This is a genomic window from Ewingella sp. AOP8-B2-18 (assembly GCF_052376015.1).
GTDB classification, from domain to species: Bacteria; Pseudomonadota; Gammaproteobacteria; order Enterobacterales; family Enterobacteriaceae; genus Ewingella; species Ewingella allii.
In genome coordinates, this window is the sequence record NZ_JBQSVB010000005.1 from 340,911 (window position 1) to 353,203 (window position 12,293).

Annotated in this window: 14 protein-coding genes; 12 read left to right on the forward strand and 2 right to left on the reverse strand. The window is 52.8% G+C overall.

Going from position 1 to position 12,293, the window contains the following annotated elements; genetic code table 11:
• Positions 1 to 24 precede the first annotated feature (24 nt).
• A complete protein-coding gene (locus tag ACT3RR_RS13160; RefSeq protein WP_496200480.1) occupies positions 25 to 1,944 on the reverse strand; it encodes an ABC transporter ATP-binding protein in 1,920 nt (639 codons plus the stop codon).
• Positions 1,945 to 2,075: 131 nt separating this feature from the next.
• Here ACT3RR_RS13160 and kefG point away from each other — a divergent pair, with 131 nt between their 5' ends.
• The 4 genes from kefG to slyD all read left to right on the forward strand — a co-directional run bounded on the left by kefG (position 2,076) and on the right by slyD (position 5,479).
• Positions 2,076 to 2,630 (forward strand): glutathione-regulated potassium-efflux system ancillary protein KefG, encoded by a 555-nt coding sequence (kefG, locus tag ACT3RR_RS13165; RefSeq protein ID WP_100936566.1) that lies wholly within the window; start codon positions 2,076 to 2,078, stop codon positions 2,628 to 2,630.
• Positions 2,630 to 4,438, forward strand: coding sequence for a glutathione-regulated potassium-efflux system protein KefB (kefB, locus tag ACT3RR_RS13170; RefSeq protein ID WP_441656198.1), 1,809 nt, complete (start codon positions 2,630 to 2,632; stop codon positions 4,436 to 4,438). The genes kefG and kefB overlap by 1 nt, the downstream gene beginning before the upstream one ends.
• A 112-nt stretch (positions 4,439 to 4,550) precedes the next feature.
• Entirely contained in the window at positions 4,551 to 4,754 is a 204-nt protein-coding gene (locus ACT3RR_RS13175) for a YheV family putative zinc ribbon protein (RefSeq protein WP_034793711.1), read from the forward strand.
• 119 nt (positions 4,755 to 4,873) lie between these two features.
• Positions 4,874 to 5,479, forward strand: a complete 606-nt coding sequence (gene slyD / locus ACT3RR_RS13180; protein ID WP_034793709.1) for a peptidylprolyl isomerase — start codon at positions 4,874 to 4,876, stop codon at positions 5,477 to 5,479.
• Positions 5,480 to 5,553: 74 nt separating this feature from the next.
• Here slyD and ACT3RR_RS13185 read toward each other — a convergent pair whose 3' ends face one another.
• The gene (locus ACT3RR_RS13185; protein WP_034793707.1) at positions 5,554 to 5,772 is read right to left on the reverse strand and encodes a protein SlyX; all 219 of its coding nucleotides are present in this window, start codon (positions 5,770 to 5,772) and stop codon (positions 5,554 to 5,556) included.
• Between the two features lie 244 nt (positions 5,773 to 6,016).
• Between ACT3RR_RS13185 and fkpA the strand changes: the two genes are divergently transcribed.
• The 8 genes from fkpA (at position 6,017) to fusA (ending at position 12,207) form a co-directional block, all read left to right on the forward strand.
• Positions 6,017 to 6,865: an FKBP-type peptidyl-prolyl cis-trans isomerase gene (gene fkpA / locus ACT3RR_RS13190; RefSeq protein WP_353503559.1), complete on the forward strand. Its 849-nt coding sequence runs from the start codon at positions 6,017 to 6,019 to the stop codon at positions 6,863 to 6,865.
• 254 nt (positions 6,866 to 7,119) lie between these two features.
• Entirely contained in the window at positions 7,120 to 7,842 is a 723-nt protein-coding gene (locus ACT3RR_RS13195) for a helix-turn-helix transcriptional regulator (protein WP_353503558.1), read from the forward strand.
• On the forward strand, positions 7,839 to 8,231 hold the full coding sequence (tusD, locus tag ACT3RR_RS13200) for a sulfurtransferase complex subunit TusD (protein ID WP_185689107.1): 393 nt from the start codon (positions 7,839 to 7,841) through the stop codon (positions 8,229 to 8,231). Before ACT3RR_RS13195 ends, tusD begins: the two co-directional genes overlap by 4 nt.
• A gap of 19 nt (positions 8,232 to 8,250) precedes the next feature.
• Entirely contained in the window at positions 8,251 to 8,610 is a 360-nt protein-coding gene (tusC, locus tag ACT3RR_RS13205; protein ID WP_496200481.1) for a sulfurtransferase complex subunit TusC, read from the forward strand.
• Between the two features lie 13 nt (positions 8,611 to 8,623).
• Positions 8,624 to 8,911, forward strand: a complete 288-nt coding sequence (gene tusB, locus ACT3RR_RS13210) for a sulfurtransferase complex subunit TusB (RefSeq protein WP_353503556.1) — start codon at positions 8,624 to 8,626, stop codon at positions 8,909 to 8,911.
• Positions 8,912 to 9,054: 143 nt separating this feature from the next.
• Complete coding sequence (rpsL, locus tag ACT3RR_RS13215; protein ID WP_013573668.1) at positions 9,055 to 9,429, forward strand: 30S ribosomal protein S12; 375 nt, start codon at positions 9,055 to 9,057, stop codon at positions 9,427 to 9,429.
• A 96-nt stretch (positions 9,430 to 9,525) separates the two neighbouring features.
• Positions 9,526 to 9,996 (forward strand): 30S ribosomal protein S7, encoded by a 471-nt coding sequence (rpsG, locus tag ACT3RR_RS13220; protein ID WP_005969574.1) that lies wholly within the window; start codon positions 9,526 to 9,528, stop codon positions 9,994 to 9,996.
• Between the two features lie 96 nt (positions 9,997 to 10,092).
• Positions 10,093 to 12,207 carry an elongation factor G gene (gene fusA / locus ACT3RR_RS13225; RefSeq protein ID WP_353503555.1) on the forward strand — a complete coding sequence of 705 codons (2,115 nt, stop codon included), beginning with the start codon at positions 10,093 to 10,095 and terminating at the stop codon, positions 12,205 to 12,207.
• The last annotated feature ends 86 nt before the right edge of the window (positions 12,208 to 12,293 follow it).

Genomic DNA, 12,293 nt, shown 5'->3' on the forward strand with positions numbered 1-12,293 from the left:
TTCCAGGGGAGGGGGCTAGCCAAATCAACTCTCTACATCAAACGCCTTCGACATCTCTTCGAGCTGTTCTTGGGCGTCGAGCCAGGTCATTTCGGTCTCTTCCAGCGCGCCTTTGGTTTTGGTTTGCTGTTGCAGACACTCGGTGAGCTCGGCTTTGCGGCTGATGTCGTAAATGGCGGAATCGGCGAGCTTCTCTTCAATAGCCGCCAGTTCACTGCTCAGCTTTTCCATCTGCGTTTCCAGCTTGGTTATCTGCTTGCGTAGCGGCTGGGTCTGGTTGCGAAAATCGGCTTCGCGGCGCTTCTGGTCTTTGCGCGATTGCGCGCTGTTTACGCCGCCGTCTTTGGCCGGAGCTTCTTGCTGGCTCTCCTGACGCTGAATCTCCACCAGCCACTGCTGGTAATCTTCCAAATCGCCGTCGAACTGCTCGACTTTGCCGCCGTGAACCAGATAGAGGTCGTCGGTGGTGGAGCGCAGTAAGTGACGGTCGTGCGACACCACCACCATCGCGCCTTCGAAATCGATCAATGCTTCGGTCAGCGCCTGACGCATATCGAGATCCAAGTGGTTGGTTGGTTCGTCGAGCAGCAGCAGGTTAGGGCGCTGCCAGACGATCAGGGCCAGCACCAGACGCGCTTTTTCGCCACCGGAGAAACGGCCGGTCGGGTCTGTCACTTTATCGCCGTGGAAGCCGAAACCGCCGAGATAGTCGCGCAGTTGCTGCTCAGTCTCTTTACTCGCCAGACGCACTAAGTGCTGCAACGGCGAGTCTTCGGCGCGCAGGAACTCCAACTGATGCTGGGCGAAGTAGCCCAGTTTGACCCCTTTCGACAGGCCAATATCTCCCTGCAAAGGCGCCATAGTGCCCGCTAACAGCTTGATCAACGTGGATTTACCGGCGCCGTTTCTGCCCAGCAGCCCGATGCGCGAACCCGGCACCAGATTCAGCTTGATGGAGTCCAGAATGGTGGTGTCGCCATAGCCCGCGCTGACTTTTTCCATGCGCAGCAGCGGGTCGGGCAAACTTTCTGGCGAACGGAAGCTAAAATGAAAAGGATTATCCACGTGCGCCGGGGCGATCAGCTCCATGCGTTCCAGCATCTTGATACGGCTCTGCGCCTGCTTGGCCTTGGTGGCCTGTGCGCGGAAACGGTCAATATAGCTCTGCAAGTGGGCGACTTTCTCTTGCTGGCTCTCAAACAGCGACTGCTGCTGCGCCAGTTTAGTGGCCCGTTGGCGCTCGAAAGAGGAGTAGTTGCCGGTGTATTCGTTCAGCGTTTGCTGCTCGATATGCAGGATTTTATCGACAATCGGGTCGAGGAAATCGCGGTCATGGGAAATCAGCACCAGCGTGCCGGTGTAGCTTTTCAGCCACTTTTCAAGCCAGATCACCGCGTCTAAATCAAGGTGGTTGGTCGGTTCGTCGAGCAGCAGTAAGTCTGAGCGACAAATCAGCGCCTGCGCCAAGTTGAGGCGCATGCGCCAGCCGCCCGAGAAGGATTTCACCGGCTGCTGCAATTGGCTTTGGCTAAAGCCCAGCCCGCTGAGCAGGCTGGCGGCGCGCGCCGGAATGGTCCACGCCTGAATGGCGTCGAGCTTGCCGTGGGCGTGAGCGATGGCGTTGCCGTCGTCGCGCTCGTTGGCGGCGTGCAATTCAGATTCTAACTGACGAAACTCGCGGTCGCCGTCGATAACATACTCTATGGCTGGCACGTCAAGCGCGGGCGTTTCCTGATTAACCCAGGCCAAAGCCCAGTTATTCGGGAAAGTCATGTTGCCCGCGTCGGCGCTCATTTCGTTTTTCAACAGTGAGATAAGTGTCGATTTACCACAGCCGTTTTTGCCGACCAGACCGACTTTTTGGCCGGGATTAATGGTCGCTGATGCGTTATCTAGCAGGACGTTAGTGCCGCGTCGGATTTGTAATGAGGAGAAAACAATCATAAAGCGCCGTGTTGAGAGTATGTTAAATTGTCACGATCATAAGTTAAACAAGACGTATTGCGTCCTATTTTTAGTCTTTGCGAAGCATGGTAACGGAAAAACCGCACCCTGACGACGCTTTGGAGGTATTGATGTCGCAGCCACCAAAGGTTTTGCTGCTGTATGCCCACCCGGAATCGCCCGATTCGGTCGCCAACCGCGTTTTGTTGCAACAAGCGCAGCAATTAGAGCATGTCACCGTTCACGATTTGTACGCCCACTACCCCGATTTTTTCATCGATATTCACCGCGAACAACAGCTGTTGCGCGACCATAAAGTGATTGTTTTTCAACATCCTCTTTATACCTATAGCTGCCCGGCGCTGCTAAAAGAGTGGATGGATCGCGTCTTGGCTCGCGGCTTTGCCAGCGGCGCAGGCGGCAACGCGTTGCGGGGAAAGTATTGGCGCTCGGTGGTCACTACCGGCGAGCCGGAGGGTGCCTATAAAGCAGGCGGTTATAATCGCTACCCGATGTCGGACATTATGCGCCCCTTCGAGCTGACATCGGCCATGTGCCATATGCACTGGATGACGCCGATTATCATCTATTGGGCCCGCCGCCAGAAACCTGATGTATTACATAGTCATGCGCAGGCTTACGGCGATTGGTTAAGGTCTCCACTGCCACACGGGGGCAATCAATAATGGACGGTTCGAATCTTCCGGCGGCGATTTTGCTGTTTCTGTTCGCTGCCGTGGTTGCAGTACCCATTGCCCAGAAGTTGGGTATTGGCGCGGTGCTCGGCTACCTGCTGGCCGGAATTGCCATCGGCCCGTGGGGGCTAGGTTTTATTCGCGACGTGGATGAAATTCTGCACTTCTCCGAGCTTGGGGTGGTGTTCCTGATGTTTATCATCGGGCTGGAGCTGAACCCCGGCAAGCTGTGGGAGCTGCGCAGGCAGATCTTCGGCGTGGGGGCGGGGCAGGTGATCTTGACCGCCGCCGTGCTGGGCGGGCTGCTCTATCTGACCGACTTCGCATGGCAAGCGGCGCTGATTGGCGGTATTGGTCTGGCGATGTCTTCCACCGCCATGGCCCTGCAATTAATGCGCGACAAGAGCATGACCCGCAATGAAGGTGGGCAGCTCGGCTTCGCGGTATTGCTATTCCAAGATATCGCGGTTATCCCCGCACTGGCGCTAATACCTCTGCTGGCCGGTGGCCCTGAAGGCACCAATAACTGGGGCATGATTGGCCTGAAGGTGCTGGCGTTTGCTGGCATGCTGATTGGCGGGCGTTTCCTGCTTCGACCGATTTTCCGGCTGATCGTGGCCTCCGGCGTGCGCGAAGTGTTCACCGCCGCCGCGCTGCTGTTGGTGCTCGGCTCAGCGCTGTTTATGGATTCACTCGGCTTCTCCATGGCTCTCGGGACCTTTATCGCCGGGGTGCTGTTGGCGGAAAGTGAGTATCAGCACGAACTGGAAATCGCTATCGAGCCGTTTAAGGGTTTACTGCTCGGGCTGTTCTTTATCTCGGTCGGCATGGCGCTCAACCTTGGCGTGCTTTACACCCACGTGCTGGAAGTGCTGATTGGCGTGGTGGTGCTGGTGTCGATTAAAGGCGCGGTGCTGTATACGCTGGCGCGGGTGTTTGGCATTCGCACCTCGGTCCGTCTGCAATTCTCAGCGGTGCTCAGTCAGGGCGGGGAGTTCGCCTTCGTGCTGTTCTCCGCCGCCGGTGCGCAGAAGGTCATCTCCTCCTCGCAGCTCTCTCTGCTGCTGGTGGTGGTGACACTGTCGATGATGACCACGCCGCTGCTGATGCAGGCGGTGGATAAGATTCTGGTGCGCCGCTATAACGATAATGAAGAGAGCGATGAGAAGCACTTCGTGCAGGATGACCAGCCGCAGGTGATTATCGTCGGCTTTGGGCGTTTTGGTCAGGTGATTGGCCGTCTGCTGATGGCCAACAAGAAACGTATTACGGTACTGGAGCGCGATATCAGCGCCGTCGGCCTGATGCGCACCTATGGGTATAAGGTCTATTACGGCGATGCCACCGAGCTGGAGCTGCTCAGAGCCTCTGGCGCGGAGAAGGCTAAATCTATCGTGATCACCTGTAATGAGCCGGAAGATACGATGGAAATCGTGCATCTTTGCCAGCAGCATTTCCCACATCTGAATATTCTGGCGCGTGCTCGCGGGCGTGTTGAAGCGCACGAGCTGTTGCAGGCGGGCGTGACTCACTTCTCGCGTGAAACCTTCTCCAGCGCGCTGGAGTTAGGCAAGAAGACGCTGGTGACGCTGGGGATGCATCCGCACAGCGCCTACCGCGCGCAGCAGCACTTCCGCCGTCTGGATATGCGCATGTTGCGCGAACTGGTGCCGCAAAACCGTGGCGACGTGGCGCAGATTTCCCGTGTGAAAGAGGCGCGGCGCGAGCTGGAAGACATCTTCCAAAGTGAAATGCACAACGAGCGCCGCCAGCTAGATGGCTGGGACGACGACGAGTAAGCCGGGCTATAGCTGTCGAGAAGCCCGGCGGATAAATTTTTTTTTGCAAAACGTTTCACCTGCCCCCATGTATAAAGCAGGCGCAAGACGCGACATTTTTGGAGAGTAAGTCATGGCTACAACCCGTAAACGTTTCATCGCTGGCGCCGTTTGCCCGCAATGTAAGGCGCTGGATACCCTCGCTTTATGGATTGAAGATCAGGTTGAGGTGGTCGAGTGCATCAAGTGCGGTTTACATAAACGCCAGACCGATGAGCAGGTGGATAAAACCTTGCGCCGCGACGAACAAGTTATCGGTATTTTTGATCCGAAGTAGCGCTAATAGTCGCGTTTTTTGTATGCTATCAGGTACAGAGGCGCGGATTTCCGTTACACTCTTCGCCAAATTTATTCGGCACTGTTGTTGTCATTCAGTTTCCAACGGTAGGAGTTATCATGAAAGTAGCAAAAGACCTGGTCGTCAGCGTGGCATATCAGGTACGTACAGAAGACGGTGTGTTGGTTGATGAATCACCGGTGAGCGCACCGTTGGATTATCTGCACGGTCATGGTTCCCTGATCTCCGGTCTGGAAACCGCGCTGGATGGTCATGCGGTCGGTGACAAATTCGACGTGCACGTTGGCGCCAACGACGCTTACGGCAACTACGACGAAAACCTGGTGCAGCGCGTGCCTAAAGACGTGTTCATGGGTGTTGAAGAGCTGGAAGTGGGTATGCGTTTCCTGGCTGACACCGATCAGGGTCCAGTTCCGGTCGAAATCACTGAAGTTGATGGCGACCACGTTGTTGTTGACGGTAACCACATGCTGGCGGGTCAGAACCTGAACTTCCACGTAGAAGTGGTAGCAATTCGCGAAGCTACGGCTGAAGAGCTGGCTCACGGCCACGTTCACGGCGAGCACGGTCATGACCATGGTCACGACCACGACCATGACCACGGCGGTTGCTGCGGCGGCCACGGTCACAGCCATGATCACGATCACGGCCATGACCACGGCAGCAAAGGCGGTTGCGGTAACGGCGGATGTGGTTGCCACTAAGGCCCACTAAGTCGTTAAAGCGAAAAAGGCACCCAATGGGTGCCTTTTTTGTTGCTGCGGCGTAAGCCTGTGGCTTAGTAATGCGGCGGCGGCGTCTCTTCCGACTGATCGGCGATTTGCGACGGCTGCGACGCGCGCAGTTTATCGGTCAATAAGCGCAGGTGGTCATGCAGCCGACTCATTTCTAACTGGTGTGATGTGACGATGTGATTGAGTTCATCAATGGTCACTTCCTGAAATGCCAGACGGCTTTCTAGCATCTCTAAACGTTTCTCGATGGCGCTCTGGTCCATGGGTTTCACCTCTTATGCTGCAATAGACGGATTCTACCTGCAAATGCGGGGAATTACCTGACGGGCTGTCTGAGAGTTTTCGTATTTTAAGGAAATTAAGAAACTTATTGTCGCAAAAAGGTTCTGAATAATACGCTATTGGTTAGTATAGAGATTGTCTTGTTCGAACATGGACAGTTATAGTAACCGCCGTACTTTCGTTATTGTTACCTGAGGCTACGTGCTTCAGGTCTTGGAGAAATGGATGAAATCACTGTTTAAAGTAACACTGTTAGCGACCACCATGGCACTGGCACTGAATGCGACGCAGGCCATGGCAGATGATGCAGCAAAAGCTGCTCCAGCTCCTGCCGCTGCACCAGCCGCCGCCGCACCGGCAGCGACTGCTACAACTAAGTTTAATAGTGATGATGAGCAGGCTGCTTACGCGCTGGGTGCTTCACTTGGCCGCTACATGGACAATTCTCTGAAAGAACAAGAGAAATTGGGCATCAAACTGGACAAAGACCAGTTGATCGCTGGTGTGCAGGACGCGTTTGCTAACAAGAGCAAACTGTCTGACGCCGACATCGAGAAAACGCTGCAAACTTTCGAAGGCCGCGTGAAGGCTTCCGCTCAGGCTAAAGTTGAACAAGACGCTAAAGCTAACGCAGAGAAAGGCGACAAATTCCGTGCTGACTTCGCCAAGACTAAAGGCGTGAAGAAAACTGAATCTGGCCTGCTGTATCAGGTAGAAAAACCAGGTACTGGCGAAGTGCCGAAAGACAGCGACACCGTAGTTGTTAACTACAAAGGTACTCTGACCGACGGGACTGAGTTCGATAACTCTTATACTCGCGGCGAGCCACTCTCCTTCCGTCTTGACGGCGTGATCCCAGGCTGGACCGAAGGGCTGAAGCACGTTAAGAAAGGCGGTAAAATCAAGCTGGTCATTCCACCAGACTTGGCTTACGGCAAAACGGGCGTCCCGGGCATCCCTGCAAACTCTACTCTGGTATTCGACGTAGAACTGCTGGACGTTAAAGCAGCGCCTAAAGCTGACCCAAAAGCGGCAGACCAGCCAGCTGACGCTGCAGCACCTAAAACAAACTAATCTGTTTTGGTTGCTCTAAAAACCGTCGCTAAACGCGGCGGTTTTTTTTGCCTGAAAGATTAATTCCGGCTGTGACCCTCATTTTACTGCGGTTACTCTATGATGATCACTTGACGCGTTTGCCTGTCGAGCATAACGTCACTATTCCATGTGATCTCAAGGGTGTCTGCCTGTTTATAGCAGTGAAGGCCCCGAATATTGATTGATGCGTATTGCTGGTTCAAGCGAGCGCAATGTAGAGGGTGGTAGCTTCGATGTCTAATTCGCTTATATCTGGCGAAACCGGCGAACTGGATTTGCTGGACCAACGTCCTTTCACTCAGACCGACCACGAAATTCTCACCTCCTATAAGGCGGTAGTTGATGGTCTGGCGATGCTTATCGGCGAGCACTGTGAAATTGTTCTGCATTCTCTTGAAGACTTGAAATGCTCGGCGATTCGAATTGCCAATGGTGAACACACCGGGCGTAAAATCGGTTCGCCTATTACCGACCTGGCGCTGCGCATGCTGCACGATATGACAGGTGCCGACAGCAATGTGTCGAAAGCCTATTTCACTCGCGCCAAAAGTGGCGTGTTGATGAAGTCAGTCACCATCGCTATTCGCAATCGCGAGCAGCGAGTGATCGGCCTGCTGTGTATCAACATGAACCTCGACGTGCCTTTCTCGCAAATCATGCAGACCTTTATGCCGCCAGAAACGCAGGAAGTGGCGCCTTCGGTGAACTTCGCCTCGTCGGTTGACGATTTGGTGGCACAAACGCTGGAGTTCACCATTGAAGAGGTGAATGCCGACCGCAACGTGTCGAATAACGCCAAGAATCGTCAGGTGGTTCTGAATCTTTACGAGAAAGGCATTTTTGATATCAAAGATGCCATTAACCAGGTGGCCGATCGTCTGAACATCTCCAAACACACGGTTTATCTCTATATCCGCCAATTTAAGAGCGGCGACCTGGTGGGGAACGAACGTTGAAACTGCGTTATTGCCTGCTGGTGACCGGCCCTGCCTACGGCACGCAACAAGCCAGCGCGGCCTATCAATTTGCTCTGGCGCTGTTAGCCGCCGGGCATCAGTTAGACAGCATCTTTTTCTATCGCGAAGGCGTTCTGAACGGCAATCAGCTTTCTGCGCCAGCTTCAGACGAGTTCGACTTGGTGCGCGCCTGGCAGCGATTGGCCGTCGACAACCACGTGGCGCTGAATGTCTGCGTGGCAGCCGCGCTGCGCCGTGGCGTGATTGATGGCGATGAAGCCCGCAATCAGGGCGGTGAGTTTGCTAACCTGCAATCAGGTTTTGCCTTGACCGGGCTGGGAAGTTTGGCGGAAGCGTCGCTGACCTGCGATCGGCTAGTGCAGTTTTAAATACAAGGTGTAATCCAATATGAAAAAAGTCGCCTTTATTTTTACGCATGGGCCACACGGCAGTTCTGCAGGCAGGGAAGGACTTGATGCTTTGCTCGCCACCTCGGCGTTAACTGAAGACATTGGCGTGTTCTTTATCGCCGATGGCGTATTTCAGCTGTTACCGAACCAACAGCCAGAAAAAATTCTTTCGCGTAATTATATCGTCACTTACGGCGTTTTATCCTTATACGATATCGACCAGTGTTTCATCTGCGAGGAGTCCTTAGCGGCGCGCGGCTTGTCGAGTGTGGACAACTGGGTGCTGGATGTTGAGAGGCTGGCGGCGGCTGAATTGCGCGCTAAGTTAGCGGAATACGATGTCGTGATGACATTTTAATGCAGGAAAAACCATGCTTTTTACCTTAGCGAATTCTCCCCAAGCGTGTGATTTCCCCACACTTGTTAGTCTGATTGGCTCACAGGACGCTTTACTGCTGATGCAAGACGGCGTACTGGCGGCCTTGAAAGACAGCGCGGCGCACCCATATCTAGCTACGGCAGAACATTCTGTCTATGCCCTAAGTGAAGATTTAGCCGCCCGAGGATTAGTTGGTCAAATTTCACACAATATTACGCTGATCGACTATACTGGTTTCGTCGCGCTGACCGAAAAACACCCTCAGCAAATCGCATGGTGATCACCTCCAACGCTGTATATTTCTTGACACCTTTGTAGGTCAGCCCTAAAATTCTGCGTCCCCATATTAGCTAATGCTGTATATGGGGTGATTTAACACGCGTTTACAAAGTAGTTTATGAACCAAAATCCAGGAGCTTTTTAATGGCAACAATTAATCAGCTGGTACGCAAACCACGCTCTACGAAGGTTGCTAAAAGCAACGTTCCAGCGCTGGAAGCTTGCCCGCAGAAACGTGGCGTATGTACTCGTGTATATACCACCACTCCTAAAAAACCAAACTCCGCACTGCGTAAAGTATGCCGTGTGCGTTTGACTAACGGTTTTGAAGTTACCTCCTACATCGGCGGTGAAGGTCATAACCTGCAGGAACACTCCGTGATCCTGATCCGTGGCGGTCGTGTAAAAGACTTGCCAGGTGTGCGTTATCACACCGTCCGTGGCGCGCTGGACTGTTCAGGCGTTAAGGATCGTAAGCAATCTCGTTCTAAATACGGCGTCAAGAAGCCGAAGTCTTAATGGTTCTCCGTTAAGTAAGGCCAAACATTTTTACATTAATGTCAAAATAAACTCTTTGAGTTTTGGACAATCCTGAATTAACAACGGAGTATTTCCATGCCACGTCGTCGCGTCATTGGTCAACGTAAAATTCTGCCAGATCCTAAGTTCGGGTCCGAACTGCTGGCTAAATTCGTAAACATTCTGATGGTAGATGGTAAAAAATCTACTGCAGAAGCAATCGTCTACACTGCTCTTGAGACCCTGGCTCAACGTAGCGGTAAAGGCCACCTGGAAGCTTTCGAAGTCGCTCTGGACAACGTTCGTCCGACTGTCGAAGTTAAGTCCCGCCGCGTAGGTGGTTCTACTTATCAGGTTCCAGTTGAGGTACGTCCGGTTCGTCGTAATGCCCTGGCAATGCGTTGGATCGTTGAAGCTGCTCGTAAACGCGGTGATAAATCCATGGCTCTTCGCCTGGCGAACGAACTTTCTGACGCAGCAGAGAACAAAGGTACTGCTGTTAAGAAACGTGAAGACGTTCACCGTATGGCTGAAGCCAACAAGGCGTTCGCCCACTACCGCTGGTAATCACTTCGCAGTAGTTATGCTAACCAAGCGGGCGCTTCAAGAAGCCAACCCGCTTGGGTTAACTGAACTTGAACGTCCTAGTTATAGAGGAATCAAATGGCTCGTAAAACACCCATTGAGCGCTACCGTAACATTGGTATCAGTGCTCACATCGACGCCGGTAAAACGACCACTACCGAACGTGTTTTGTTCTACACCGGTGTAAACCACAAAATCGGTGAAGTTCATGATGGCGCAGCTACCATGGACTGGATGGAGCAAGAACAGGAACGTGGTATTACCATCACGTCCGCTGCTACCACCTGTTACTGGGCTGGTATGGCTAAGCAGTTCGAACCACACCACATCAACATCATCGACACCCCAGGGCACGTTGACTTCACCATCGAAGTAGAACGTTCCATGCGTGTTCTTGATGGCGCGGTAATGGTTTACTGTGCTGTTGGTGGTGTTCAGCCACAGTCTGAGACCGTATGGCGTCAGGCAAACAAATATAAAGTTCCTCGTATCGCGTTCGTTAACAAAATGGACCGTATGGGTGCTAACTTCCTGAAAGTTGTTGATCAGATTGAAAAACGTCTGGGCGCAACTCCGGTGCCTCTGCAACTGGCAATCGGCGCGGAAGAGAAATTCACCGGTGTTGTTGACCTGGTGAAGATGAAAGCTATCAACTGGAACGAAGCTGATCAGGGCGTGACCTTCGAATACGAAGAGATCCCAGCTGACATGCAAGAACTGGCTGAAGAATGGCATCAGAAACTGGTTGAGTCCGCTGCTGAAGGCTCTGATGAGCTGATGGAGAAATTCTTTGGTGGCGAAGAGTTGACTGAAGAAGAGATCAAAACTTCTCTGCGTAAGCGCGTTCTGAACAACGAAATCATCCTGGTTACCTGTGGTTCTGCGTTTAAAAACAAAGGCGTACAGGCAATGCTGGATGCTGTTGTTGAGTATCTGCCAGCACCAACCGACGTTGAAGCTATCAACGGTATGTTGGATGACGGTAAAGACACTCCAGCAGTTCGTCACTCTGATGATGCCGAGCCGTTCTCTGCTCTGGCGTTCAAAATCGCAACTGACCCATTCGTGGGTAACTTGACGTTCTTCCGTGTTTATTCCGGTCTCGTCAACTCAGGTGACACTGTATTTAACCCAGTGAAATCTCAGCGCGAACGTCTGGGCCGTATCGTTCAGATGCACGCTAACAAGCGTGAAGAAATTAAAGAAGTTCGTGCGGGCGACATCGCTGCGGCAATCGGTTTGAAAGACGTAACTACCGGTGACACTCTGTGTGATCCAGACAATGTGATCATTCTGGAGCGTATGGAGTTCCCTGAGCCGGTTATCTCCGTTGCGGTAGAACCAAAAACCAAAGCTGACCAAGAAAAAATGGGTCTGGCTCTGGGCCGTCTGGCGAAAGAAGACCCATCATTCCGCGTATGGACTGACGAAGAATCTGGTCAGACTATCATCGCAGGTATGGGTGAGCTTCACCTGGACATCTTGGTTGACCGTATGCGTCGCGAATTTAACGTTGAAGCGAACGTCGGTAAGCCACAAGTTGCTTACCGTGAAGCAATTCGCGGTAAAGTTACCGACGTTGAAGGTAAACACGCTAAGCAGTCTGGTGGTCGCGGTCAGTATGGTCACGTTGTGATCGACATGTACCCACTAGAACCTGGCACAAATCCGAAAGGATATGAGTTTGTCAACGAAATCAAAGGCGGTGTGATTCCAACTGAATTCATCGGCGCGATTGACAAAGGCATCCAGGAACAGCTGAAGTCTGGTCCACTGGCGGGTTACCCGGTAGTAGATCTGGGCGTGCGTCTGCACTTCGGTTCTTACCATGACGTTGACTCCTCTGAGCTGGCGTTTAAACTGGCCGCTTCTATCGCCTTCAAAGATGGCTTTAAGAAAGCGAAACCAGTTCTGCTTGAGCCGATCATGAAGGTTGAAGTAGAAACTCCGGAAGAGAACACTGGTGATGTCATCGGTGACCTTAGCCGTCGTCGTGGTCAACTGAAAGGTCAGGAATCCAACGCTACTGGCGTTCAGATTCACGCTGAAGTTCCGTTGTCCGAGATGTTCGGATACGCAACTCAACTGCGTTCTCTGACCAAAGGCCGTGCTTCTTACTCCATGGAGTTCCTGAAGTACGATGATGCGCCGAACAACGTCGCTCAGGCCGTTATTGAAGCTCGTGGCAAATAAGCCACTGGTTTAAACACAATGATCCAGTGCTCTCTCTATGAAGGGGGAGCACAAGAGTAAGGAATATAGCCGTGTCTAAAGAAAAA

Coding starts and splice junctions, on each gene's coding strand:
- ACT3RR_RS13160 (WP_496200480.1), bottom strand. CDS start 1,944: ATGATTGTTTTCTCCTCATTACAAATCCGACGCGGCACTAACGTCCTG.
- kefG (WP_100936566.1), top strand. CDS start 2,076: ATGTCGCAGCCACCAAAGGTTTTGCTGCTGTATGCCCACCCGGAATCG.
- kefB (WP_441656198.1), top strand. CDS start 2,630: ATGGACGGTTCGAATCTTCCGGCGGCGATTTTGCTGTTTCTGTTCGCT.
- ACT3RR_RS13175 (WP_034793711.1), top strand. CDS start 4,551: ATGGCTACAACCCGTAAACGTTTCATCGCTGGCGCCGTTTGCCCGCAA.
- slyD (WP_034793709.1), top strand. CDS start 4,874: ATGAAAGTAGCAAAAGACCTGGTCGTCAGCGTGGCATATCAGGTACGT.
- ACT3RR_RS13185 (WP_034793707.1), bottom strand. CDS start 5,772: ATGGACCAGAGCGCCATCGAGAAACGTTTAGAGATGCTAGAAAGCCGT.
- fkpA (WP_353503559.1), top strand. CDS start 6,017: ATGAAATCACTGTTTAAAGTAACACTGTTAGCGACCACCATGGCACTG.
- ACT3RR_RS13195 (WP_353503558.1), top strand. CDS start 7,120: ATGTCTAATTCGCTTATATCTGGCGAAACCGGCGAACTGGATTTGCTG.
- tusC (WP_496200481.1), top strand. CDS start 8,251: ATGAAAAAAGTCGCCTTTATTTTTACGCATGGGCCACACGGCAGTTCT.
- tusB (WP_353503556.1), top strand. CDS start 8,624: ATGCTTTTTACCTTAGCGAATTCTCCCCAAGCGTGTGATTTCCCCACA.
- rpsL (WP_013573668.1), top strand. CDS start 9,055: ATGGCAACAATTAATCAGCTGGTACGCAAACCACGCTCTACGAAGGTT.
- rpsG (WP_005969574.1), top strand. CDS start 9,526: ATGCCACGTCGTCGCGTCATTGGTCAACGTAAAATTCTGCCAGATCCT.
- fusA (WP_353503555.1), top strand. CDS start 10,093: ATGGCTCGTAAAACACCCATTGAGCGCTACCGTAACATTGGTATCAGT.